This window comes from Methylobacterium sp. D48H (assembly GCF_053345715.1).
In genome coordinates, this window is the sequence record NZ_JBKFAP010000009.1 from 32,264 (window position 1) to 56,083 (window position 23,820).

Annotated in this window: 20 protein-coding genes; 10 read left to right on the forward strand and 10 right to left on the reverse strand. The window is 72.6% G+C overall.

Translation table 11 applies throughout. The annotated features are described in order from the left end of the window. Nucleotides 1-16 precede the first annotated feature (16 nt). Entirely contained in the window at nucleotides 17-763 is a 747-nt protein-coding gene (locus ACLBX8_RS16575) for a YebC/PmpR family DNA-binding transcriptional regulator (protein WP_056526849.1), read from the reverse strand. A gap of 229 nt (nucleotides 764-992) precedes the next feature. Here ACLBX8_RS16575 and ACLBX8_RS16580 point away from each other — a divergent pair, with 229 nt between their 5' ends. Next, nucleotides 993-2,033 (forward strand): SDR family oxidoreductase, encoded by a 1,041-nt coding sequence (locus ACLBX8_RS16580; RefSeq protein ID WP_447699406.1) that lies wholly within the window; start codon nucleotides 993-995, stop codon nucleotides 2,031-2,033. 34 nt (nucleotides 2,034-2,067) lie between these two features. Continuing rightward, complete coding sequence (locus tag ACLBX8_RS16585) at nucleotides 2,068-3,042, forward strand: MBL fold metallo-hydrolase (RefSeq protein ID WP_447715525.1); 975 nt, start codon at nucleotides 2,068-2,070, stop codon at nucleotides 3,040-3,042. On the opposite strand, the gene ACLBX8_RS16590 is transcribed toward ACLBX8_RS16585, so the two are convergent. The 4 genes from ACLBX8_RS16590 to ACLBX8_RS16605 are packed head-to-tail and all read right to left on the reverse strand — an operon-like array spanning nucleotide 3,003 to nucleotide 6,431. After that, on the reverse strand, nucleotides 3,003-3,791 hold the full coding sequence (locus ACLBX8_RS16590) for an HAD-IA family hydrolase (RefSeq protein ID WP_447699408.1): 789 nt from the start codon (nucleotides 3,789-3,791) through the stop codon (nucleotides 3,003-3,005). The genes ACLBX8_RS16585 and ACLBX8_RS16590 overlap by 40 nt on opposite strands. Next, entirely contained in the window at nucleotides 3,785-4,471 is a 687-nt protein-coding gene (rpe, locus tag ACLBX8_RS16595; RefSeq protein WP_020092550.1) for a ribulose-phosphate 3-epimerase, read from the reverse strand. Before rpe ends, ACLBX8_RS16590 begins: the two co-directional genes overlap by 7 nt. Before the next feature lie 20 nt (nucleotides 4,472-4,491). Next, the gene (locus ACLBX8_RS16600; RefSeq protein WP_012320495.1) at nucleotides 4,492-5,352 is read right to left on the reverse strand and encodes a phosphoribulokinase; all 861 of its coding nucleotides are present in this window, start codon (nucleotides 5,350-5,352) and stop codon (nucleotides 4,492-4,494) included. Nucleotides 5,353-5,375: 23 nt separating this feature from the next. Beyond that, nucleotides 5,376-6,431, reverse strand: a complete 1,056-nt coding sequence (locus tag ACLBX8_RS16605; RefSeq protein ID WP_091679427.1) for a class 1 fructose-bisphosphatase — start codon at nucleotides 6,429-6,431, stop codon at nucleotides 5,376-5,378. Between the two features lie 182 nt (nucleotides 6,432-6,613). On the opposite strand from ACLBX8_RS16605, the gene ACLBX8_RS16610 reads away from it, so the two are divergent. Together ACLBX8_RS16610 and ACLBX8_RS16615 are read left to right on the forward strand one after the other, a co-directional pair. Continuing rightward, nucleotides 6,614-7,561: a LysR family transcriptional regulator gene (locus ACLBX8_RS16610; RefSeq protein ID WP_026604832.1), complete on the forward strand. Its 948-nt coding sequence runs from the start codon at nucleotides 6,614-6,616 to the stop codon at nucleotides 7,559-7,561. Next, nucleotides 7,558-8,802 carry an NAD(P)/FAD-dependent oxidoreductase gene (locus tag ACLBX8_RS16615; RefSeq protein ID WP_447715526.1) on the forward strand — a complete coding sequence of 415 codons (1,245 nt, stop codon included), beginning with the start codon at nucleotides 7,558-7,560 and terminating at the stop codon, nucleotides 8,800-8,802. Before ACLBX8_RS16610 ends, ACLBX8_RS16615 begins: the two co-directional genes overlap by 4 nt. A 336-nt stretch (nucleotides 8,803-9,138) precedes the next feature. On the opposite strand, the gene ACLBX8_RS16620 is transcribed toward ACLBX8_RS16615, so the two are convergent. The 3 genes from ACLBX8_RS16620 to ACLBX8_RS16630 form a co-directional block, all read right to left on the reverse strand. Then, nucleotides 9,139-10,380, reverse strand: coding sequence for an MFS transporter (locus tag ACLBX8_RS16620; RefSeq protein WP_199866114.1), 1,242 nt, complete (start codon nucleotides 10,378-10,380; stop codon nucleotides 9,139-9,141). An 81-nt stretch (nucleotides 10,381-10,461) separates the two neighbouring features. Then, complete coding sequence (locus ACLBX8_RS16625) at nucleotides 10,462-11,376, reverse strand: amino acid ABC transporter substrate-binding protein (RefSeq protein WP_447715527.1); 915 nt, start codon at nucleotides 11,374-11,376, stop codon at nucleotides 10,462-10,464. A 117-nt stretch (nucleotides 11,377-11,493) separates the two neighbouring features. After that, complete coding sequence (locus ACLBX8_RS16630; RefSeq protein ID WP_447715528.1) at nucleotides 11,494-12,126, reverse strand: glutathione S-transferase family protein; 633 nt, start codon at nucleotides 12,124-12,126, stop codon at nucleotides 11,494-11,496. Between the two features lie 196 nt (nucleotides 12,127-12,322). Here ACLBX8_RS16630 and ACLBX8_RS16635 point away from each other — a divergent pair, with 196 nt between their 5' ends. The 4 genes from ACLBX8_RS16635 (at nucleotide 12,323) to ACLBX8_RS16650 (ending at nucleotide 16,833) form a co-directional block, all read left to right on the forward strand. After that, nucleotides 12,323-12,703, forward strand: a complete 381-nt coding sequence (locus ACLBX8_RS16635) for a response regulator (RefSeq protein WP_020092557.1) — start codon at nucleotides 12,323-12,325, stop codon at nucleotides 12,701-12,703. Nucleotides 12,704-12,775: 72 nt separating this feature from the next. Further along, nucleotides 12,776-14,749 carry an AI-2E family transporter gene (locus tag ACLBX8_RS16640; RefSeq protein WP_447699414.1) on the forward strand — a complete coding sequence of 658 codons (1,974 nt, stop codon included), beginning with the start codon at nucleotides 12,776-12,778 and terminating at the stop codon, nucleotides 14,747-14,749. A 132-nt stretch (nucleotides 14,750-14,881) separates the two neighbouring features. Then, complete coding sequence (locus ACLBX8_RS16645) at nucleotides 14,882-16,501, forward strand: hybrid sensor histidine kinase/response regulator (protein ID WP_020092559.1); 1,620 nt, start codon at nucleotides 14,882-14,884, stop codon at nucleotides 16,499-16,501. A gap of 17 nt (nucleotides 16,502-16,518) precedes the next feature. Next, the gene (locus tag ACLBX8_RS16650) at nucleotides 16,519-16,833 is read left to right on the forward strand and encodes a plasmid stabilization protein (RefSeq protein ID WP_331293704.1); all 315 of its coding nucleotides are present in this window, start codon (nucleotides 16,519-16,521) and stop codon (nucleotides 16,831-16,833) included. A 51-nt stretch (nucleotides 16,834-16,884) separates the two neighbouring features. Here the strand turns inward: ACLBX8_RS16650 and ACLBX8_RS16655 are convergent, their stop codons facing one another. Then, entirely contained in the window at nucleotides 16,885-17,787 is a 903-nt protein-coding gene (locus tag ACLBX8_RS16655) for a ketopantoate reductase family protein (protein WP_447715529.1), read from the reverse strand. Nucleotides 17,788-17,795: 8 nt separating this feature from the next. Then, nucleotides 17,796-20,879: a D-2-hydroxyglutarate dehydrogenase YdiJ gene (gene ydiJ / locus ACLBX8_RS16660; protein WP_447715530.1), complete on the reverse strand. Its 3,084-nt coding sequence runs from the start codon at nucleotides 20,877-20,879 to the stop codon at nucleotides 17,796-17,798. A gap of 124 nt (nucleotides 20,880-21,003) precedes the next feature. Here ydiJ and ACLBX8_RS16665 point away from each other — a divergent pair, with 124 nt between their 5' ends. Continuing rightward, entirely contained in the window at nucleotides 21,004-21,342 is a 339-nt protein-coding gene (locus tag ACLBX8_RS16665) for a hypothetical protein (protein WP_447715531.1), read from the forward strand. A 137-nt stretch (nucleotides 21,343-21,479) separates the two neighbouring features. Next, nucleotides 21,480-23,801 (forward strand): ribonuclease R, encoded by a 2,322-nt coding sequence (gene rnr, locus ACLBX8_RS16670; protein WP_447715532.1) that lies wholly within the window; start codon nucleotides 21,480-21,482, stop codon nucleotides 23,799-23,801. The last annotated feature ends 19 nt before the right edge of the window (nucleotides 23,802-23,820 follow it).

Here is a 23,820-nt window from a genome sequence, read left to right on the forward strand (position 1 = left end):
TCGCCGGCCGTACCCCTCACGCCTGCAGCTTGGCCACCAGCGCGTCCGACAGGGCGAAGTTCACGTAGACGTTCTGGACGTCGTCCTGATCCTCGATCACCTCGACGAGGCGGATGAGCTTCTCGCCGGTCTCGTCGTCGACATTGATGGTGTTCTGCGCCTTCCAGATCAGGCCCGTGCGCGCGGGCTCGCCGAAGCGCGCCTCGAGGGCCTTGGTGACCTCGCCGTAGGAATCCTGGGCGCAGATGACCTCGTGTCCGTCCTCGCCGGAGCTGACGTCGTCGGCGCCGGCCTCGATCGCCGCCTCCAGCATCGTGTCGGCGTCGGCCACGGAGGCTGGGTAGGCGATCACGCCGACGCGGTCGAACATGAAGGCGACGGCCCCGGTCTCGGCGAGGCTGCCGCCGGACTTGGTGAAGGCCGAGCGCACGTCCGAGGCGGTGCGGTTGCGGTTGTCGGTCTGTGCCTCGACGATCAGCGCGGCGCCGCCGGGCCCGTAGCCCTCGTAGCGGATGTCCTCGTAGTTCTCGCCGTCGGCGCCGGCGGCCTTCTTGATGGCGCGCTCGATATTGTCCTTGGGCATGTTCTCGGCGCGGGCCGCCAGGATCGCGGCGCGCAGGCGCGGGTTCATCGCCGGGTCGGGCGTGCCGAGCTTGGCCGCCACCGTGATCTCGCGGGCGAGCTTGCCGAACACCTTCGAGCGGACCGCGTCCACCCGGCCCTTCCGGTGCATGATGTTCTTGAACTGCGAATGGCCTGCCATGACGGTTCGGACTTTTGTTCGTTGGCGCGGGCGGGCGTGCGGGACCCCGCCGTCGCGGCTGTGAGGTCGCGCCGTATATAGGCCGCCGCCTTCGGACGAAGCAACGCGGCCGCTGCCGGTCGGCGCGACACGGGCCGACACGGCCCCGCGGGCTTCGCAATCCCGTGACCGCGGAAAAAGTCGCCGTCTCGGGCGTTGGCGCTGGACTTCACGCGCAGCTGGGAACTCGATGTCGAGCCGGAACGGACGCAGCACGGTCATGGTCACGGGCGCGAGCGCCGGCGTCGGCCGGGCTGTCGCCCACGAATTCGCTCGGCACGGCTGGAACGTGGGGCTGATCGCGCGCGGCCCGGCGGGGCTGAGGGGCACGATCCGCGATGTCGAGCGGGCCGGCGGCCGGGCCCTGGCCTTTGCGGCCGACGTCGCCGACGCGGAGGCCGTCGCCCAGGCCGCCGACGCGCTGGCCGAGGCGTTCGGCGGCATCGACGTCTGGGTCAACAACGCGATGGTGACGGTCTACGCGCCCGTTCAGGAGACGAGCCCGGACGAGTTCCACCGCGCCACCGCGGTGACCTATCTGGGGCAGGTGCACGGCACGCTGGCGGCCCTCCGCCACATGGTCCCGCGCGACCGTGGCACGATCGTGCATGTCGGCTCGGCGCTCGCCTACCGGTCGATCCCGCTCCAGGCGAGCTACTGCGCCGCCAAGGCCGCCGTGCGGGGCTTCGTCGATTCCCTGCGCAGCGAGTTGCTCCACGACCGCAGCCGAGTCCGCCTGACGATGGTACAGCTTCCGGCCGTGAACACGCCGCAATTCGACTGGGCGCGCTCGCGGCTGCCACGCAAGCTCGAGCCGGTGCCGCCGATCTACCAGCCGGAGGCCATCGCCCGGCACGTCTTCCGCGCGGCGCACGACGCGCCCCGGGAAATGTGGATCGGGGCCTCGGCCTGGAAGGCGATCATCGGAAACATGCTGATCCCGGGCTGGATCGACGGCTACCTCGCCCGGCACGGCTATCGCGGGGAGATGACCGGCGTGCAGGCGCAGAAGAACCGACCCGACAACCTCTACGACCCGGTGGACACCGATCCCGGCGCCCACGGCCGCTTCGATGCCCGCGCGACCAGCGACGTCGCGGCGGCCGACCCGCGCTGGCTCAAGTTCGGGATCGCGGCCGCGCTCGGCCTCGTGGCCGGGACGATGCTGTTCGCCACCGAGGCGCACGGGCGGGCGGACGCCCGCGCCGATCGCCGGCCGGGCCGACGCTAGGACACGGGCCAACGCGGGTTTCAAGGAGGATCCGATGCCGGGCACGAACCGTCGCGATCTGGTGCGGGCCGCGCTCGCCGGAGGGGCCGTCCTGGGTCTCGGCGGCCGCGCCCGCGCCACCGCACCCTTCGGCGGAGCGCAGGCGCCGGGCTTCTACCGGACACGTATCGGCAGCTGCGAGGTCACGATCCTCAACGACGGGGCGCGCAGCTTCCCGATGCCGGACCGCTTCGTGCGCAACGTTCCCCGGGACGAGGCGCTCGGCGCCGCGCGGGCGGCCTACATGCCCCCCGGCCAGGTGACGGTGCCGTTCAACCCGACGCTGATCAACACGGGCGCGAAGCTCGTCCTGATCGATACCGGCAACGGCCCGGTGCCGGGCGCGCCCGTCGGCCGCCTCGCGGCGAACCTCGCGGCGGCCGGGATCAGGCCCGAGGACATCGACCTCGTCCTGCTCTCGCACCTCCATCCCGACCACACGAACGGCCTCAAGCGGGCGGACGGGTCCCTCGCCTTCGCGAACGCCGAGATCCGGGCCGCCGCACCCGACTGGGCGTTCTGGATGAGCGACGCCAACATGGCCCGCGCCGCCGACCCGGTCACGCAGGGCTACTTCGCCAACACCCGCCGGGTGCTCGGCGACCTGAAGGACCGGATCGGCACCTTCGCGTGGGACGAGGAGATCGTGCCCGGGATCACCGCCCTCGCCGCCCCCGGCCACACGCCGGGCCACACGGCCTTCGCGGTCGCCTCGGGCGCGGACCGTCTGCTGATCCAGTCCGACGTGACCAACATCCCGGCCCTCTTCCTGCAGCACCCGGACTGGCACGTGATGTACGATCACGACGCCGATCAGGCGCAGGCGACGCGCCACCGCTTCTACGACACGGCCGCGTCCGAGAGGGCCCTCGTGGTCGGCTACCACTTCCCCTTCCCGTCGCTCGGCCACGTGGAACGGGACGGACCGGGCTACCGGCTCGTGCCCATCGCCTGGACCGGCGTGCTCTGACCGTCCTGGGATTCGTGCCACCGGATCAGGGAGGCCAGATCCACGACCCCGCCCGGCCATTCGACGCCCGCGAGGTGCCGGTGCGGCCGGTCCGGCTCGCCGAGATCCGAGACGGCCGAGAAGGCGCCGTCGAGCCGGTGGCTCTCGGTGTAGCGGCTCCGGGTCGCCAGGACCGGCAGCCCGGCGGCCCGGGCCGAGCTGATGCCGGCGGCCGAATCCTCGAAGGCCACCGCCTCGGAGGCCGGGATCTCCAGGCCGGCGAGCGCCAGCAGGAACACGTCGGGGGCGGGCTTCTTGCGGCTCGCCTCGTCGCCGGCCGCGATCACGTCGAAGGGCGCTGCGTCCGGCGGGAAATTGGCGGCGAGGAGCCGGTCGACGTTCGGGCGGCTCGTCGTGGTGGCCACCGCGAGCCGGATTCCCGCGGCCCGGGCCTCGGCGATCAGCCGGGCGATCCCGGGGCGCAGCGGCAGGCCGTTCCGCGCGACGAGGTCGCCGTAGGCGCGCGTCTTGATGGCGTGGATCTCCGGCGCGCGGGCGTGGAGCGCGGCGGCTTCCGCCGGGTGCTCGGTGTCGATGTAGTGGGCGAGCCGCTCCTTCCCGCCCATGACGGCCAGCAGGTCGGCGTAGAGCGCCTCGTCCCACCGCCAGGGCAGGCCGAGCTCCGCGAAGGCGCGGTTGAACGCCTGCCGGTGCAGGTCCTCGGTCTCGGCGAGGGTCCCGTCGACGTCGAAGATCAGCGCCCTCAGCACGACAGGTCGCGACCGGAGGCGCCCTCCGCGCCCTCGCGGATCGCCGCGATGCGCTCGGCGTAGGCGTCCGGGCCGCCGCTGAACACGGCGTTGCCGGCCACGAACGTGTCGGCCCCGGCGCGGCTCGCGACCTTGACCGTCTCGGGGTCGATCCCGCCGTCGACCTGGATGCGGATGTCCCGGCCCGCCACCATGGCGCGCACCCGCGCCACCGATTCCATGGCGCCCTTGATGAAGCTCTGGCCGCCGAAGCCGGGATTGACGGTCATCACCAGCACGAGATCCACGAGGTCGAGCACCGGCTCGACCATGGCGGCCGGCGTGCCCGGGTTGATCGCCACGCCGGCGCGCTTGCCGAGGTCGCGGATGGTCTGGAGCGAGCGGTGGATGTGCGGCCCGGCCTCGGCGTGGACCGTGATGCCGTCGGCCCCCGCCTGCGCGAAGGCCGCGAGGTACGGATCGGCCGGCGCGATCATCAGGTGCACGTCGAAGTACTTCTGCGTGTGCGGCCGGAGCGCTTTCACTACCGGCGGGCCGAAGGTGATGTTGGGCACGAAATGCCCGTCCATCACGTCGAGATGGATCCAGTCGGCCCCGGCCGCGTCCACGGCGCGGGTCTCCTCGGCCAGCTTCGAGAAGTCGGCGGACAGGATCGACGGGGCGATGACGGGTGCGAGCATGGGAGGCTTTCGGGGTCAGCTCAGGCCAGCCGGCGGCGGCGCTCGACGAGTTGCATGATCATCGGCGTCAGGATCAGCTGCATCGCCAGGTCGAGCTTGCCGCCGGGGATCACGATGGAGTTGGCCCGGCTCATGAAACTGTCGTGAATCATGGAGACGAGATACGAGAAGTCGATCCCCTTCGGGTCCTTGAAGCGGATCACGACCATCGATTCGTCGGCGGTGGGAATCCAGCGGGCGATGAACGGGTTCGACGTGTCGACCGTCGGCACCCGCTGGAAGTTGATGTCGGTGAACGAGAATTGCGGGCAGATGGTCTGCACGTAGTCGGGCATGCGCCGCAGGATCACGTCGGTCACCGCCTCGGTGGAGTAGCCGCGGAACGAGCGGTCCCGGTGCAGCTTCTGGATCCATTCGAGGTTGATCACGGGCACGACGCCGATCTTCAGGTCGGCGTAGCGGGCGATGTCGACGTCCTGGTCGGCCACGCAGCCGTGCAGGCCCTCGTAGAACAGGAGGTCGGAATCGGGCGGGAACGTCTCCCAGTCCGAGAAGCTGCCCTCCGGGATGCCGTAGGCCTGCGCGTCGTGCTGGTCGTGGGCGTAGTGACGGGTCCGGCCCGTCCCGGACTCGGCGTAGCTGCGGAACACCGCCTCCAGCTCGGGCAGGAGGTTGGCCCGCGGCGCGAAGTGGGACAGCGTCGGCTCGTTCGCCATCATCGCCCGCATCGTGTCGCGGTCGAAGGCGTGGAAGCCGTCACCCTCGATGAAGACCGCCCGCACGTCCTCGCGGCGGAAGATCTGCTCGAAGGTGTTGCGCACCGAGGTGGTCCCGGCCCCGGAGGAGCCGGTCACCGATATGATGGGGTGCCGCGCCGACATGCCTTTACGACTTCACGGTGCGGCTATGACCGCATCAGGCCGCGCTGGCCGAAGAGCGGCGAGCGGCCGGCATCGGGCTTGCCGCCGGCATAGTAGGTGGCGACGCACGCCACTTCCTCGGTCGAGCCGCAGACCAGCGGCGCCCGCTCGTGGATCCCGGTGGCCACGAGGTCGAGGATCCGCGTCTGGCCGTCGGTCGCCGCGCCGCCGGCCTGCTCGACCAGCATGGCCACGGGCGCGACCTCGTAGAGCAGCCGCAGGCGGCCGCGGGCGTAGTTCTTCCGGGCGTCACCCGGGTAGAGGAACACGCCGCCGCGGGTCAGCACGCGCTGGATGTCGGCCACCAGCGAGGCGAGCCAGCGCATGTTGTAGTCCTTGTCGCGCGGCCCCTCGGTGCCGCGCTGGCAATCCTCGATATAGGCCTTCACCGGCGCGTCCCAGTGCCGGGCGTTGGAGGCGTTGATGGCGAATTCCTTGGTGGAGGCCGGCACCGACATCGCCGGGCTCGTCAGCTTGAACCGGCCCTCGGCGCGGTCGAGCACGTAGGACTGGGTGCCCTCGCCCAGTGTCAGGATCAGCGCCGTGGCCGGGCCGTAGGTGACGAAGCCCGCGGCGATCTGCGTCGAGCCGGGGGTGGTGAACGAGGCCAGCGGGTTCGCCGGATCCTTGATCGACGGCCGGATGCCGAAGATCATGCCGACGGCCATGTTCACGCCGATGTTGGAGGAGCCGTCGAGGGGGTCGATGGCGACGGCGAGCGGGGCGTCCGGGTTCAGACGCATCACCTCCTCGGCCTCCTCGGAGGCGACCTCGGCGACCGGCGCGCCCCGCAGCGCCGCGGTCACGCTCTCGTGAGCGATGACGTCGAGGGCCTTCTGGACGTCGCCGTCGCTGTTGTGATCGCCGGCCGCCGCGAGGTCGCCACCGAGCGCGCCGCGCCCGATCCGCTCGCTGATCTCCACCGCCGACCGCGCCACGGCCGCGACCACCGCGGCGGCGTCCTTCAGCGCCGGATTGGCGTCCACGGCCTGCGCCAGGCAGGTCTCGAGGGGCGTCCCGATCGCCGCTGAAATTGCCATCGGCCTACTCCTCCTGCTCGGATCCCGTCCGCGGGGATCGCGCGTTCCGCGCCGGCTCTGTAGCGGCCGCTCGGCTGCCAAGATAGCGGTCTCTGTCTCCGGATCGACAGGAACCCGCGGCGGGGCCTTCAAGATTTCTGTGCGATCTTGTGCCATAGGACGAAAAAAACGAGATGTCCGCCATGCGCAACCTCTCCCTCAAGCAGCTTCAGGCGGTCGCTGCCGTGGCCCGCCTCGGCACCATGACCCGGGCTGCGCAGGAGCTGAACGTCACCTCGGCCGCCCTCTACGCGCGCATCCGCCAGTTGGAGGAGGAGGCCGGGCTGCTGCTGTTCGACCGGACGCCGGGGGGCCTCAAGCCGACGGATGCCGGCCGCGAGATGCTCTGGGCGATCGACAGCATCAACACGGTGCTGGAGACCTGCACGGACCGCCTGCGCACCCTGCGCGGCGCGGAGGGCGGGCGCGTGGCGCTCGGCGTCGTCTCCACCGCCAAGTACTTCGCCCCGCAGGTGATCGCGGGCTTCGTCAAGAAGCATCCCGGCGTCGAGATCAGCCTGTCGGTGCGCAACCGCGGCCAGACCGTGGAGGCGCTGCGCGGCTACGAGATCGACTTCGCCCTGATGGGCCGCCCACCCCGGGACTTCCCGATCGAGGCCGCCACCTTCGGGCCGCACCCGATCGTGCTGATCGCGCCGCCCGGCCACCCCCTGGCGGGCCGGACCGACCTGAACCGCGAGGACCTCGCGGACCAGCCGTTCTTCCTCCGCGAAGAGGGCTCGGGCACCCGCATGGTCTTCGAGGAGTTCATGAGCGGCGTCCTGGTCAAGCGGGCGCCGCTGGACATCGACACCGGGTCGAACGAGACCATCAAGCAGGCGGTGATGGCCGGGCTCGGGATCGCGCTGCTCTCGGTGCATTCCGTGGCGGCCGAGCTGGAGAGCGGGCGCCTCGTCCTCCTCAACGTCAGGGGCCTGCCGATCCGGCGCGACTGGTACGCGGTCCGGCGCGCCGACAAGGTGCTGGGTCCGGCCGCCTCCGCGGTCTGGTCCTACCTGATGTCGGAGGGCGCGCGCTGCCTGCCGGGCGTCGCCCAGAGCGGTCTGGTGCTGGCCGGAGCCAAGGCATGAGCGCCGCTGCCGGCGTCGTCGTGGCCGGGGCCGGGCAGGCCGGCTTCCAGCTCGCCGCATCCCTGCGGGAGGGCGGGTTCCGCGACCCGATCACCCTGGTGGGCGACGAGACCGCCCTGCCCTACCAGCGGCCGCCCCTCTCGAAGGCCTACCTCGCCGGCAAGACCGACCGGGAGGGCCTGTTCCTGCGCCCGCCCGGCTTCTTCGCCGAGCACGCCATCGCGCACCGCCCGGGGCTCCGCGCCGTCGCGGTCGACCGGGACGCGCGCCGCCTGCAGCTCTCGGACGGCACCGACCTCCCCTACGACCACCTCGTGCTCGCCACCGGCGCGCGCAACCGCCCCCTGCCCGTCCCGGGCGCCGAACTCGCGGGCGTGCGCCAGCTGCGCGGCCTCGCCGATGCCGACGCCCTGAAGGCGGCGGTCGCCGAGGCCCGGGCGATCGTGGTCATCGGAGCCGGCTTCATCGGTCTCGAATTCGCCGCCGTGGCGGCCGCGCGCGGCCTCCCGGTGACGGTGATCGAGGCGGCCGAGCGGCCCATGGCCCGGGCGGTCTCGTCCGAGATGGGCGAATTCTTCCGCCGCGCCCACGCCGCGCTGGGCGTGCGCTTCGCCTTCGGGACGGGCGTGACGGCGATCGTCGGGCGGGACGGCCGCGCCACCGGCGTCGCCCTGGCGGACGGCAGCGAACGCGCGGCCGACCTGGTCCTCGTCGGGATCGGCGTCCTGCCGAACCGGGAACTCGCCGCGGAGGCCGGCCTGCCGGCCGAGGACGGCGTGCGGGTCGACGCGTTCCTGGCGACGCCCGACCCGACCATCTCGGCGATCGGCGACTGCGCCCGCTTCCCCATCCCCTTCGCCCACGGGGTGACGCCGGACGGGACGGTGCGGATCGAGTCCGTGCAGAACGCCATCGACCAGGGCCGCTGCCTCGCGGCCCGCCTCACCGGCAAGCCCGCCGCCTACGGCGCGCTGCCGTGGTTCTGGAGCGACCAGGGTCCGCACAAGCTGCAGATCGCGGGCCTGTCGGGACCCGGCGATGCCGGCGTCGTCCGCGGGACCGGCGACACGTTCTCGGTCTTCCGCTTCCGCGACGGGCGCCTGAGCGCGGTGGAATCCGTCGACCGCGCGGGCGACCACATGATCGCGCGCCGCCTGCTCGCGGCCGGGACGCCGCTGACGCCCGACCAGGCGGAAGATCTAGGCTTCGACCTCAAGGCGCTGGCGATGGGGCGGGTCTGAGAGCTGCTCCGCGTCATCGCGAGCGTAGCGAAGCGACCCAGAGCAGCGCGACATCGGGAGGCGTGGCGCGACACTGGATTGCTTCGCTGCGCTCGCAAGGACGACCTCGCGCGGTTCAGACTAACTCTCGGAAAACCATGGAATCGCTGGACGCCGCTCTGAATCGTCCGAGCACCATGTCCTTTCCCGGGCGCCTGGAGCACCAGCGGAATGCGACTCGGGATCCAGCGCGAAACGTCGCGAAGCGTCGATATGCGGTGCCGCTTTCGCGGCGCTTCGTGTGCTGGTTCCCGGATCGCCTTCCACTGCGTTGCGGGCGTCCGGGAAAAGACGCGCTCAGCCGGTGAACGGGACTGGTCCCGGCTTCTGCCGCAGGGCGATGGCGGTGGCGATCCCGAGCGCCAGGATGGTGACGGCGCATCCGAGCAGCGCCCCGAGCTGCCCGAACCGGAGCAGCGCCTGCCCGATCACCGCGACGCCGAGCGCCTGGCCGCAGAAGAACGAGAAGGCGTGCAGCGCCACCGCGGAGGCGCGGGCCTTGGGCGCGACCTCGGTGACCTGCGTCTGGTAGGTGTTGTGCAGCATGTAGAAGCCGAGGCCCATGGCGGTGAGCGCGGCGCAGTCGACCTGCCAGGAGCCCGCGAGCCCGACCACGGTGAGCGACGCGCCGCAGATCAGGCCGCCGCCGATCAGCATCCGCGGAAGGCCGAGCAGCCGGACGAGCAGCCCGACCAGGGCCGAGTAGAGCAGGCCGCCGACCGCGAACCCCGCCAGAACCAGCCCGGCCTCGCGCGGGCCGCCCTCCCCCCGCGCCTCGATCAGCGGGGCGAGGTGCGGGAACACGCCGAAGATCGCGATGGCCTCGATGAACACCGCCGAGAACAGCACCCGCGCCCGGGGATTGCCCAGGATCGTGCGGTAGCGCGTCACCGCCTCGCCGAAGGCGGGGCGGCGGGCCGGGGCCCGGCCGGCCCGGTCGAAGCCGAAGACGGTCGCCGCGCAGGCCAGGGCCGCCACCGCGGCGGTGACCGCGAAGACGCCGCGCCAGCCGATCGCCGCCTCGATCAGGCCCGCGAAGGTCGAGCCCGAGAGCTGGCCGAGGATCACCGCCACGAGGAAGCGCCCGATCGCCACCTGGCGACCCTCCATCGGCACGCGGTCGCCCAGGAGCGCGAGCGAGAGCGGGATGCATCCGCCCGCGGCAGCGCCCGCGAGCATGCGGAGGCCGAACAGGCTGCCGATATCCGGCGCGACGCTGCACAGGGTCAGCGCGACGGCGAGCACCGCGAGGCAGGTGCTCATCACCCGCTCCTTGCCGAGCGCGTCGCCGATCGGGCCGAGCACCGGCTGGATGAACGCGTAGGGCAGCGCGAAGGCGGTGGAGAGGAGCGCCACCGTGTGGGCGTCGCTCGCGAGATCCCGGGCGAGCACGCCGACGAGGGGCTCGACCGAGCGGAGCGCGAAGGTGCTGCCGAACCCCGCGCAGGCCAGCACGACGATCAGGCGCGGGATCGACGTGGCCGGCGCCGCGGCGACGGCCGCGCTGGACGGGAGAGCCGGCTCTGTGCTGTCGGTCATGGCACGCTTCGCGACGCGGGCGGGATCAGACCCGCGGCATCGCATCTCCCTCGCCGGAGCGGAACCCCGCCGCGCGACAGATCAGTGCGCGTAGAATGCGGGATCCGGATTGTCGGTCGGGTGCGCGAAGGCCCAGCGCAGGGCCGACGACAGCGGCACGTTGTAGGTCAGGCCGCGCGGCGGCACGGGCTTCAGGAACCAGCGGTCGTAGAGCACCGTGATCTCGGGGCTCCGGTAGAGATCGGCCGTCGCCCGGTCGACCACCGCCTTGAAGGCCGGGTCGTCCTTGCGCAGCATGATCCCGTAGGGCTCCGGATTGGACAGGGTCTCCTCGCTGACCACGTAGGCGGCGGGCTCCTTGGACTGGGCCGCGACCACGCTGAGCTGGACGTCGTCCATGACGAAGGCCGCCGCCCGGCCGGTCTCGACCATGAGGAACCCCTCCGGGACGTCCTTGGCGGCGATCACCGTGATCCCGAGCTTGCGCTCGTTGTTGGCCTTGATCAGCATCAGGATGTTGGTCGAGCCGGCGACCGACGAGACCGTCTTGCCGCGCAGGTCGTCCAGGCCGGCGATGTGCTGGTCCTTCCGGGAGACGAAGCGGGTCGCCGTGAGGAAGTGCGTGTTGGTGAAGTCCACCTGCTTCTTGCGCTCGGCGTTGTTGGTGGTCGTCCCGCACTCCAGATCGATCGTGCCGTTGGTCATCAGCGGGATGCGGGACGAGGAGTTGACGAACTCCATCCCGACCTCGAGGCCCGGCATCTTCAGTTCGCGCTTCACCGCGTCGGCGATCCTCAGGCAGATGTCGACCGCGAAGCCGACGACCTTCTGGTTCTGGTCCAGGTAGCTGAACGGGGTCGCGGTATCGCGCACGCCGAGGACCAGCCTGTTGCTGTCGTGGATCTTCCTGAGCGTGCCGGTGAGATCGGCGGCCCGCGCGGCCCCGGCGGGGGCGCCGAGGAGGAGCGCGGCGATGAGGGGAGCGAGCAGACGCATGGGCCGACGGGTTCCGGTCGCGCGAGGGGCCGCCCGCGGGGTGAACCGGCGGCGGGAGACCGGACCGCGCGCCGGGGCCGGCCCCCGGCGCGAGCCCCAGCAAGAGTCCGGCCGCGGTCAGGTCGACGCCGCCTGGTGCGCCTCGGCGAGCTGCGCGTCCGCGGCCGCGACCTTCCGCGAGGCCGGGCGGGACCGGATGCGCTCCACGTAGGCCGCCAGCACCGGGTCGGGCGCGACGAGGCCGAAGCCCGTCGTCCAGCCGAGGGCGCCGCCCCACAGCACGTCGGCGGCGCTGAAGCGCGCGCCGAGGAGGTACGGGCCGGGCGTCAGGGCCTCCTTCACCCGGGCGATGACGCTGTCGTAATCGGCGTAGGCCGACATGGCGCGCGGGCCCGGCTCCCGCTTCAGGTACCGGTCGATCACCGCGGGCTCGAAGCAGGAGCCGTAGAACACCATCCAGCGCAGGTAGGTGGCCCGGTCGGGCTCGGTCGGTGCCGGGGCGAGCCCCGCCTCGGGGAACAGGTCGGCCAGGTAGAGGTAGACGGCCGCCTGCTCGGTCACCAGGGCGTCGCCGTGGCGGATCGCCGGCACCTTCGCCATCGGGTTCACGGCGCGATAGGCGTCCTGGAGGTGCTCGCCGGCGCGCATGTTGAGCGCGTGCAGCCGGTACGGGACCCCGAGTTCCTCGAGCAGCACGCGCACGCCCGACGAGCGGGTGTTGGGCGAATGATAGAGCTCGATGTCAGGCATAGTGGTTGTTCCGCCCCGTCCGAGGATTGTCGATTCGTTGGCGTCCACGCTCTTACCCGCTGACCAACGGGTCAACCGCGGACCGGAGCGCCACTTCCTCAGGGACCGGAATCGCGGCAGGAACGTTGGGCGATTGTGCGTTGCCGCGCGTTGGGCTTCCGACCGGCACGACGCGAGCCGGGGGTTACGAGTTCTGATGGCGAAGATACTGCTGGTCGAGGACCACGAAGAGATCTGGGATTTCCTCTCGCGCCGCCTCAAGCGGCGCGGCTACGAGGTGATGCTCGCGCATGACGGCGAGGCCGGCGTCCGGCAGGCGCGCTCGGGCCAGCCCGACGTGATCCTCCTCGACATGAACCTGCCGGTCCTCGACGGCTGGTCGGTCGCCCGGACGCTGAAATCCGGCACCGACACCCGGGCGATCCCGATCATCGCGCTCACGGCCCACGCCATGTCGGGCGACCGCGACAAGGCCATCCAGGCCGGCTGCGACGACTATCACCCGAAGCCCGTCGATTTCTCGAAGCTGCTCAGCCAGATCAGCGCCGCCCTGGGCGAGACCGCGCAGGCGAGTTGACCCGGTAGCGGACGCGCGACCTGCGGCCCCGAGATCTGCGGCCCCGAGACCTGATGTGAGTGGAGCGTGTCCGTGAGCGAGGATCCCGTCACTGCCCAGCGCCTGCGGCAGGGCCTGCCGATCTTCGTGGCGCTGGCGTCGCTCCTCCTCGTGGTCGCCACGATGGCGGCCCTTTACCTCGGGCGCGAGATCCTCGTGCCGGTGACGCTGGCGATCCTCCTGAGCTTCGTCCTCGTGCCGGCGGTGCGGATGCTGCGGCGGTTGCGCGTGCCCCGCGCGCCCGCGGTCCTGCTCGTCGTGGTGATCGTCTTCGGCGCGCTGTTCGGCATCGGCAGCCTGATCGCCAGCGAGGCGTCCCAGCTCGCCTCCGACCTGCCGCGCTACACCCAGGTGATGCGCACGAAGATCAAGGATCTGCGCGGGGCGACGGCCGGGACCGGCACGCTCTCGCGGATCGTCGACATGGTGCAGGATCTCAGCGCCACCCTGCAGCCGCCGCCGGCCGCGGAGGTCCGCGGCGAGCCGGGATCGCGCACGCACCCGCTCACGGTCGAGCTCACCCCCGCCCGCGCCAGCGTCGTCGACACGCTTCAGACCTTCGCGGGCCCGATCCTGCACCCGCTGGCGACGACCGGCCTGATCCTGATCTTCACGATCTTCATCCTGCTCCAGCGCGAGGACCTGCGGAACCGGGCGATCCGGCTCGCCGGCGGCTCGGGCGACCTGCGGCGCACGACGGCGGCGATCGACGACGCCACGAGCCGGCTGAGCCGGTTCTTCCTGGCCCAGCTCGCCCTCAACATCGCCTTCGGGCTGGTGATCGGCATCGGCCTCTGGCTGATCGGCGTGCCGAGCCCGACCCTGTTCGGCGTGCTCGCCGCGATCCTGCGGTTCGTGCCCTATATCGGCGCGGCTATCAGCGCCCTGCTGCCGCTGATCCTCGCGGCCGCCGTCGATCCCGGCTGGAGCATGGTGATCGCCACCGCGGCCCTGTTCCTCGTGGTCGAGCCGATCTGCGGCCACGTCATCGAGCCGCTGCTCTACGGGCACTCCACCGGCCTCTCGCCGGTCGCCGTCATCCTGGCCGCGACGATCTGGACGTTCCTGTGGGGCCCGATCGGCCTCGTGCTGGCCACGCCCCTCACCGTCTGCCTCGTGGTGCTCGGCCGGCACGTGGAGCGGCTCTGGTACCTCGACGTGCTGCTCGGCGATCAGCCCGCCCTGTCGCCGCCCGAGATCTTCTACCAGCGCATGCTGGCCGGCGACCCGGTCGAGGCGATCGATCAGGGCTGGCAGTTCCTGAAGGAGCGCGCCCTCGTCACCTACTACGACGAGGTCGCGCTCGCGGGCCTCCTGCTGGCGCAGGAGGATCTGTCCCGCGGCACACTGGATCGGGAACGACAGGCGGAGGTCGGTGCCGCGATCGGGACGGTGGTGGACCGCCTCGGCACAGCGCCGGTCGGGCGCCGCGCCCGGCGGGGATCCGGCCGCGGCCCCGACACCGAGACCGCGGCGGCGCTCGCCGCCGTCGGGCCCGACCGGCAGGTGGCCGGCATCGTCCTCGAGCGCGAGGATCTCGCGCCCAACTGGCGCGGCGAGACGCCGGTCCTGTGCGTGTCGAGCCGCGGCCCGTTCGACGAGGCGGCGACGCTGATGCTGAGCCAGATCCTCGCGCGCCACGGGCTGGCCTCGCAGATCCTGTCCATGGCGGCGATCCGCGCCGGCGAGCGGCCGGAGAACCCGGACGGCCTCGCGCTGATCTGCTTCTCCTACCTGGAGCCGGTGAGCCTGTCGCAGATCCGGTTCACCGTCCGGCAGGCCCGGGCCGCGGTGCCGGGTGTCCGCATCCTGGTCGGCTTCTGGCGCGAGCGCGATCCGGCGACCCTGGAGCGGCTGCGCCGGGCGACCTCGGCGGACTTCCTGGTGACGTCGCTGAACGAGGCGCTGTCGGCGGTGCTGGGCGCCTGCCGTGAGGCCGCGCCGCCCCGGCTCGTCCCGGCCCCCGTGGGCGCGCCCTCCGAGGCCGCGCGGCCGGCCGCGGCATGAGCCCTTCGCGCGACACCGCCGCTGGGGATACAAGGTCGACTTCGGCCGTCCGACCGCTAGTCTCGCGCACGCCTCGCGTGATCGACCGGGCGCAGAGGTCTTTCCCGGCCAGGAAGGTGACGACCGCCTCGCATGTCTGAGACGCCAGAAACACCGCCCTCCGGGCCGAGTCCCCCGATCCGGGACGGCGCCCCGAGCGACATCACCGATCGCAAGAGCGACATCTTCTTCGCGGCCGTCGAGACGACGCGGATGCCGATGATCGTCACCGATCCGCGCCAGCCCGACAACCCGATCATCTTCGCCAACCGGGCGTTCCTGGCGATGACCGGCTACACGCCGGAAGAGCTGATCGGGCGCAACTGCCGCTTCCTCCAGGGTCCCGACACCGACCGCGAGAGCGTCGCGCAGGTCCGCGCGGCGATCGCCGAGAAGCGCGAGTTCGCCACCGAGATCCTGAACTACCGCAAGAACGGCTCGACCTTCTGGAACGCCCTGTTCGTCTCGCCGGTCTACAATGCCGACGGCGAGCTCGTGTACTACTTCGGCTCGCAGCTCGACGTCTCGCGCCGCCGCGATGCCGAGGAGGCGCTGGGCCAGGCCCAGAAGATGGAGGCGCTCGGCCAGCTCACCGGCGGCATCGCGCACGATTTCAACAACCTGCTGCAGGTGATCGTCGGCTACGTCGACATCCTGGCGGCCGGCCTGGAGAAGCCCGACGCCGACCGCGCGCGGCTCGGCCGCGCCACCGAGAACATCCGGCAGGCGGCCGAGCGCGCCACGACGCTGACGCAGCAATTGCTGGCCTTCGCCCGCAAGCAGCGGCTGGACGGCCGCGCGGTCAATCTCAACACCCTGATCGAGGGGATGGGCGAGATGGTCGCCCGCTCGGTGGGCGAGGCCGTGAAGGTCGAACTCGACCTCGCGCCCGATCTCTGGAACTGCCGCGTCGACCCGACCCAGGCCGAGGTCGCGATCCTGAACGTGCTGATCAACGCCCGCGACGCGATGCCGGAGGGCGGCACCGTCCGGATCTCCACCGAGAACAGCGAGATCGCCGCGCGCGGCCGGGAGATCGGGCCGCTGCGCGACGGCCGCTACGTCAGCATCGCCATCAGGGACAGCGGCACCGGCATCCCGCCCGCCGTGCTCGCCCGGGTGATGGACCCGTTCTTCACCACCAAGGAGGAGGGCAAGGGGACGGGTCTCGGCCTGTCGATGGTCTACGGCTTCGCCAAGCAGTCGGGCGGCGCCGCGCAGATCGAGTCGGCGGTGGGGTCCGGCACGACGGTGCGCCTGTCGTTCCCCGCGACCGACGGCGACGTCAACGCCCCCGCGAAGGTCTCGCTGCGGGCCGTGGACCGCCAGGGCACCGAGACGATCCTGATCGTCGACGACCGCGAGGACGTGGCCGAGCTCGCCCGCACGATCCTGCGCGACTTCGGCTACACGACGCTGGTGGCGAGCAATGCCCGCGAGGCGCTGGAGATCCTGGATTCGAGCGGGAAGGTCGATCTGCTCTTCACCGACCTGATCATGCCGGGAGGCATGAACGGGGTGCTCCTGGCCCGCGAGGCCCGGCGCCGCCAGCCCAAGCTCAAGGTCCTGCTCGCCACGGGCTACGCGGAGGCGAGCCTGGAGCGAACCGATATCGGCGGCTCGGAGTTTGATCTCCTGAACAAGCCCTACCGGCGCACGGAGCTGGTCCGCCGCGTGCGCGCGATCCTCGACGGTCCGACCGGGGTGGGCTGAGCTTCGGGAGACGGCCCATGTCCCAGGGCGACAAGTCGAAATACACCGACAAGCAGAAGCGCAAGGCCGAGCACATCGCCGACTCGTACGAGTCCCGCGGCGTGCCGGAGAAGGAGGCGGAGGCCCGGGCCTGGGCCACCGTGAACAAGGACGACGGCGGCGGCAAGAAGCCGGGCGGCTCAGGCCGCGGCAAGGCCACCGGCCACCCGGCCGCCCACAAGGGCGGCGCGTCCGGCGGCAAGGCCTCGGCCGGGCGGACGGCCGCCGAGCGCTCCGCCTCCGCCAGGAAGGCCGCCGCGACCCGCAAGGCCAACGCCGCCGCTCGGGCCTGACCGCCCGTCGCGAGCCGGGCCTCCGGCCTCCGTGCCGGTGCGGGGTCGATCTCAGTCCCGCCGCTCGGCGAGCTTGACCAGCGCGTGCAGCAGCCGGTTCGCTGGCGTCGGGATCCCGTGCGCCGCGCCCCGGCGCACGATGGTGCCGTTGAGGTGGTCGATCTCGCTCGGCCGGCCGCGGGCCAGGTCCTGGGCGGTGGACGAGCGCTGTCCGGCCATGGCGGTGCTGAGCGCCATCACGTCGTCGAGGATGCCGGGCGACACGGACACGCCCTCGGCCTCCGCGACGCGCGCGCATTCCTGGACGACGTCCGCGATGACCGCGGCCACGCCCTCGCCCTCCACTAGGCAGCCGTAGGGCAGCTGCGTCAGGGCCGACAGGGCGTTGTAGGCGCAGTTGATGATCAGCTTCGCCCAGAGCGCGTCGACGGCCGTCTCCGAGACGGTGGTCGGGATGCCGGCCGCCGCGAACGCGGCGGCGACGCGCCCGCTCGTCTCGGACGCGCCGAGGATCAGGTCGCCGCGCCCGTTGTGCCGGACGTGGCCGGGGCCGGCCATCGCGGTGGCGACGTAGACCGCCACCGGCACCACCGGCCGGCCCAGCACGGCGGCGAGCCGCTCGGCGTTGTCGACGCCGTTCTGGAGGCTGAGGACCGTGGCGGCCGGATCGAGGTGGGGGGCGATCATCGCGCCCGCCGCCTCGGTGTCGCCCGACTTCACGCAGACCAGCACCAGGTCGGCGCCCGACACGCCCGCCCCCGTCTCGGTCGCCCGGACGGGCACGGAGGCCGTCCCGGCCGCGCTCTCCAGCACGAGACCGTCCTTCTCCACCGCCTCGACCAGGGCGGGACGGCCGATCAGCGTCACCGCGTGGCCGGCCCGCGCCAGGAGGAACCCGTAGTAGCAGCCGACCGCACCGGCCCCCACGACGGCGACGGTCGTGGCGGGGCTCACGGCGGGGCTCACGGCGCCACCGCGGCGGCGCGCTCGGGATGGAAGGGCGCCGCGCCCGCCTCAGACGCGCGGACATGCTCCAGCAGCGCCTGGGCCGGGTGCCGCAGCCGCACGCCGTCGACCAGCTTGGCCTGGGAGCGGCAGGAATAGCCGTCCGCCAGCAGGGTGCAGCCGGGCGCCTCGGCGACGTGGCGGGCCCAGCTCAGGCCGTAGATCGCCTCGGAGGTGGCGCGGTGGCGCGCCTCGTGGCCGTAGGTCCCCGCCATGCCGCAGCAGCCGGCGGCCGGCACCTCGAGCCGCAGGCCGAGATGGGCGAACACGGCCTGCCAGTCCCGCACCGCGCCCGGCGCGTTGGTGCGCTCGGTGCAGTGGGGCAGCAGCCGCATCGTGCGCCCGCCCTGCCCCGGCGCGATCCGGTCGAGCCGGGCGGCGAGCCATTCCTGCAGGAGGTGGACCTTCGGGAGATCGCCGCCCAGCGCCTGCGCGTACTCGGACCGGTAGGTCAGCGTCATCGACGGGTCGATCCCGACCAGGGGCACGCCGTGCCCGGCGAGGTCGCGCAGCATCGCGGCGTTCGAGCGGGCGACGGCGGCGAACCGCGCCAGGAAGCCGTGTACGTGCAGCGGCTTGCCGTTCGGCCGGTAGGGCACCAGCCAGGGCCGGAAGCCGAGGGCGGCGAGGAGGTCGCAGCTGTCGGCCACGACTTCCGCGTCGAAGTGGCTGGTGAAGGCGTCCTGCACCACCAGCACGGACCGCGCGCGCTCCCGCGGGTCCAGCCGGGCCAGGGCGTCCGGGGTCGCGACGGCGACGCCGCGTTCCGCCAGTTGCGCCGCGAGCGCGACGGGCGACAGGGCCGGGATCGCCACCAGCCCGGCCCGGGCCAGGATCAGCCGGGCCAGCGGGTTGGCCAGGACCGCATTGAAGAGGCGCGGCGCCCGCGCCGCCAGGGGCAGCAGCGGCTCCAGCGCCGCCACGAGATGGTCCTTCAGCGGCCGCGCGTAGCGCGTGTGGTAGAGCGCCAGGAACTTCGCCCGGAAGGTCGGCACGTCGACCTTGATCGGGCAGGACCCCGTGCAGGACTTGCAGGCGAGGCAGCCGTCCATCGCCTCCTTGACGGCGTGGGAGAAGTCGTCGGCCTCGGACCGGCCGCGGAGGCGGCTCCGCAGGGTCGCCGCCACGTCGGAGAGCCACCCGGCGGGCTGCCGCGCCAGCTCGGCGGCCGGGTCGACCCCGGCCTCCGCGGCGCGGCGCAGCCACTCGCGCATCAGCGAGGCGCGACCCTTGGGCGAGTGGCGCCGCTCCCGCGTCGCCTTCCAGGACGGGCACATGGCCTCGTCCGCGTCGAAGCTGAAGCAGGCGCCGTTGCCGTTGCAGTGGAGCGCTTCGTCGAAATCCTCCCGGACCGGCGCCGGGATGGTGCGGTCCCGCTCGCCCCGGCGCGGCACGCCGTCGATCCGGGTCAGGCCCGCGCCCCTGGCCGAGGCGATCTTGCCCGGGTTCATCCGGTCGTCCGGGTCGAAGGCGCGCTTGACCGCCTCCAGCGCCGGCATCAGCGGCCCGAACGTCGCCGGCACGAATTCCGAGCGGAAGCCCTTGCCGTGCTCGCCCCAGAGCAGGCCGCCGTACTTGGCGGTGAGCGCGACCACCCCCTCCGTGACCTCGCGGATCAGACCGTTCTGCGCCGGGTCCTTGAGGTCGATGGCCGGCCGCACGTGCAGCACGCCGGCATCGACGTGGCCGAACATGCCGTAGCGCAGCCCCTTGCCGTCGAGGAGCGCGCGGAATTCCGCGATGAAGTCGGCGAGCCGCTCCGGCGGGACCGCCGTGTCCTCCACGAACGGGATCGGGCGCGCGTCGCCCTTGGCGGCGCCGAGCAGGCCCACCGCCTTCTTGCGCATGGTCCAGAGCCGCTCGATCGCGTCGCCCCGGGCGATGGTGAAGCCGAGGCGCCTCGTGTCGGTGCCGCGCTCGGCCTCCAGCGTCCCGGTGAGCCGCGCGAGGGCCGCCTCCACGGTCGCGGCGTCGTCGCCGACGAACTCCACAAGGTTGATGCCGTCCACCGGCCGCCCGGCCGGATCGTCGGGGAAGAAGGCCCGCACCTCGGCCCAGATCGGGTCCTTGCGGGCCAGCGCCAGGACCGTGGAGTCGATCGTCTCAACGGAGGCGGCGCCGAACGGCAGCAGCGCCTGCGCGTCGCGCAGCGCCGCGTCGAAGTCGATGTACGAGAGCGCGACCAGCACGGCGGCCTTGGGGATCGGCAGCACGTTCAGCCGCGCCTCGGCGATCAGCGCCAGCGTCCCTTCGGAGCCGCAGATCACGCTCTTGAGGTCGAACCGGCCGCCCGCGTCGCGCAGATGCGCGAGGTCGTAGCCGGTGAGGCAGCGGTTGAGCTTGGGGAAGCGCTCGGCGATGAGCGCGGCGTTCTCGGTGACGACGGCGTCGACGGCGCGGTGGATGGCGCCGACGCGGTCGTCGCGGCCCTTGGCGGCGTCGAGCCCGGCCGGGTCCAAGGGCTCGGCGGTCCAGACCGTGCCGTCGGTGAGCACGCAGGTCAGCGCGAGGACGTGGTCCCGGGTCTTGCCGTAGAGGCACGAGCCCTGCCCGCAGGCATCGGTCGAGATCATCCCGCCGATCGTGGCGCGGTTCGAGGTGGAGAGCTCCGGCGCGAAGAACAGGCCGTGCTTGGCGAGCTCCCGGTTGAGCTGGTCCTTCACCACCCCCGGCTCGACTCGGACGACGCGGTTCGCGACGTCGATCTCCAGGACGCGGTTCATGTGCCGGGAGGTGTCGACCACGAGGCCGTGGCCCAGCGACTGGCCGTTGGTTCCGGTCGCCCCGCCCCGGGGCCGGATCACGATCTCGGCGAAGCGCGGATCCGCGAGGAGCTTGGCGACGCGCACGAGGTCGTCGCGGGTGCGCGGAAAGGCCACGGCCCCCGGCGCCACCTGGTAGATCGAATTGTCGGTGGAGAAGACCGTGCGGTCGGCGTCCGAGAGCGTCAGGTCGCCCTCGAAGCCGCGCAGGCGCAGCTCGGCGCAGGCCGCGGCGTAGAGCGGCACGGCCTCTGTGTGGCGGGTCAGGACCGGGATCATCCGCGCCTTCTACACCCGGCGGATCGCGGGAGACCATCGGCGACGGGACGGGGCGCGCTGGCACCCGGCTTGCCACGCACCCGCGACCTCCTGCGACCTCCCGCAATCTCCGGAACGGATGCCCATGAACGCGAGCCTCGAACGGGTCAGGGATGCCCTGGCCGAGCTGATCAAGGCCGCCCTCCTCTCGGACGACGGCCTGAGCGACGCCTGCCGCGCGGCCGGCCGCGCCAGGCTCGCCGCCCTCGCGAGCGATCCGCCCGAGCCCGAGAGCCTGCGGATGGACGGCGCCTGGACGCTCGCCGTCCAGGCGGCGGAGAGCCCGGAGCTCGCGCCGCTGGAGGGACGGGTGAACCTGACCCTGCCGCGCGCCTGCCCCTTCACCCTGGACGAGCTCCTCGCACCCGACCTCGACGTGGATCAGGCCGTGGCGCGCATCCGCAAGGGCGCCTCGACCGGCTGATCGCGCCTGTTGAGGAGTGCCGGCACGGCGTTGCCGCGCGCGGGCCGGACACCCATGTTAGCCTCACAGGACCGACGCCTCGGTCCCGCGCCCGCACGCGGGTACCGTCTATCGCAGAACTCTCCGGCACCCCCCTTTTGGCACGACGCACCACCGCCCCGGCGGCCGAGCCCGCCGCTCCGCAGCCCTTCCCCACCCGTGAGCAGATCCTCGCCTTCGTGGCCGAGTCGAAGGAGCGCGTCGGCAAGCGGGAGATCGCCAAGGCCTTCGGCATCAAGGGGGCCGCCAAGATCGACCTGAAGCGCGTCCTCAAGGAGATCGAGGAGGACGGCGCCCTGGACCGCGGCCGCGGCGGCCTCGCCCCGGCGGGCCATCTGCCGCCGGTCGTGCTGGCCGACATCCGCTCCCGCGACCGCCACGGCGATTTCCTGGCGATCCCGGTGGATTGGACCGGAGCCGGCAAGCCGCCCGCCATCGTGCTGACGCAGCCCCGCGGCCCCCGGAAGGGCAACCGCCCGGCCCCGGGCATCGGCGACCGCGCCCTGATCCGGGTCGAGCGCGACGCGGAGGGCGGCTACACCGGCCGGGTCGTCAAGGTCATCGGGAAGAACAAGGCCGAGATCATCGGTGTCTACCGGGCCGGCGCGCAGGGCGGCCGGATCGTGCCCGTCGAGAAGCGCGCGCAGGGCCGCGAGATCCTGATCCCGCCCGGCGAGGAGGGGCAGGCCCGCGACGGCGACCTCGTCAGCGTCTCGCTGGAGCGCGAGACGCGGTTCGGCCTGCCGAAGGGGCGTGTGCGGGAGCGGCTCGGCTCGCTCGGTTCCGAGAAGGCGGTGAGCCTGATCGCGCTGCACCTCCACAACATCCCGCACGTCTTCGCCGACGCGACGCTGGCGGAGGCCGATTCCGCCAAGCCCGCCACCCTGAAGGGCCGCGAGGACTGGCGCGACCGGCCCCTCCTGACCATCGACCCGCCGGACGCCAAGGACCACGACGACGCCGTCATGGCCGAGGCCGATCCCGACCCGGCCAACCCCGGCGGCTTCATCCTCACCGTCGCCATCGCGGACGTGGCCGCCTATGTCCGGCCGGGCTCCAGCCTCGACCGGGAGGCGCTGGAGCGGGGCAACTCGGTCTACTTCCCCGACCGGGTCGTGCCGATGCTGCCCGAGCGGATCTCGAACGACCTCTGCTCGCTCCGCGAGGGGGAGGACCGGCCGGCGCTGGCGGTGCGCATGGTCATCGCCGCCGACGGCGAGAAGCGCCGCCACGGCTTCCACAGGGTGATGATGCGCTCCCGCGCCAAGCTCGCCTACGCGCAGGCGCAGGCCGCCATCGACGGGCGGCCGGACGACGCGACCGGGCCGCTCTTGGAGACGGCGCTCCGCCCTCTCTGGGCGGCCTACGCGGCCCTGCGCGCGGCCCGCGACCGCCGCGGGCCCCTGGCCCTCGACCTGCCCGAGCGCAAGGTCCTCCTGAGCCCCGAGGGCGCGGTCGACCGGGTGATCGTGCCGGAACGCCTCGACGCCCACCGACTGATCGAGGAGTTCATGATCCAGGCGAACGTCGCCGCCGCCGAGACCCTGGAGCAGGCGCGCCAGCCGCTGATCTACCGCGTCCACGACGAGCCCGCCCTGGAGAAGATGCGGGCGCTCGGCGAGGTCCTGGCCTCGGTCGGCATCAAGCTGCCCAAGGAAGGGGCGCTGCGGCCCGCCCTGTTCAACCGGATCCTCGCCACCGCGGCCGAGACCGAGCACGGGGTCTTCCTCAACGAGGTGATCCTGCGCAGCCAGGCCCAGGCCGTCTACGCGCCCGAGAATCTCGGGCATTTCGGCCTGAACCTGCGCCGCTACGCGCATTTCACCTCGCCGATCCGGCGCTACGCCGACCTGATCGTGCACCGCGCGCTGATCACCGCCTGCCGGCTCGGCTCGGACGGGCTCGCGAGCGACATCTCCCTCGGCGAGCTGGCGCAGATCGGCGAGCAGATCTCGGCGGCCGAGCGCCGCGCCATGGCGGCCGAGCGCGAGACGATCGACCGGCTCATCGCCCACCACCTCGCCGACCAGGTCGGCGCGACCTTCGCGGGCCAGATCGCCGGCGTCACCCGGGCCGGCCTGTTCATCAAGCTCGACGAGACCGGCGCGGACGGCTTCGTGCCGGTCTCGCAGCTCGGCGCCGACTATTTCCGCCACGAGGAGGGCCGCCACGCCCTGGTCGGCGAGCGCACCGGGGAGACGTTCCGCCTCGGCGACCGGGTCGAGGTGCGGCTCGTGGAGGCCGCGCCGGTGGCCGGGGCGCTGCGCTTCGAGCTGCTCAGCGAGGGCCGGACCCGCTCCGGCGCCCGGTCCGCCGGGCCGGGGAAGAAGTCCGGCGGGCGGCCCTTCAAGGCCGCGCCGCCCGGCCGCCCCGCCGGCATCCGCAACACCGGGTCGCGCCACCGCGGCTCGCGCCGCTGACCCGGGCGGTGTAGAGCCA